Origin of the sequence: Streptomyces hilarionis (genome assembly GCF_024539675.1) — a bacterium.
Lineage (GTDB): Bacteria > Actinomycetota > Actinomycetes > Streptomycetales > Streptomycetaceae > Streptomyces > Streptomyces hilarionis.
The window spans coordinates 1-359 of sequence record NZ_JAHHIT010000532.1 but is presented as its reverse complement, the minus strand read 5'-3'; the positions used below and the strand labels follow the sequence as shown (position 1 = coordinate 359).

The window sequence follows — 359 nt, the reverse complement described above, 5'->3', positions numbered from 1 at the left end:
GAGATAAGTTATGCGCGTTCTAGTTGTGGAAGACGAAACCAAAAACGTAGAATACCTTCAGCAGGGCCTTTCTGAAAGCGGGTACATCGTAAATATAGCAAACAATGGTGTTGATGCCGCTCACTTATTCAATACTAATATTTATTCGTTTCTGCTTCTCGATGTGAACCTCCCTGACATCAATGGCTTGGACCTTTTGGAAGTCATTAGAGAAACCAGCCGGGTCCGCGTCATTATGCTGACTGCCTGGGGACGAACCAACGACAAGCTCAAGGGTTTGGACGGTGGCGCAGATGACTACCTCGTCAAGCCCTTCGAGTTTCCCGAGCTGCTTGCTCGCATGCGCTCGCTGCAAAGAC

1 protein-coding gene is annotated in these 359 nt (G+C 48.7%); it reads left to right on the top strand.

Features of this window, described 5'->3' with window-relative positions:
* Positions 1-25 precede the first annotated feature (25 nt).
* Positions 26-359: response regulator (locus KMS84_RS44140; RefSeq protein WP_256921467.1), on the top strand; the 334-nt coding region annotated here is incomplete at its 3' end.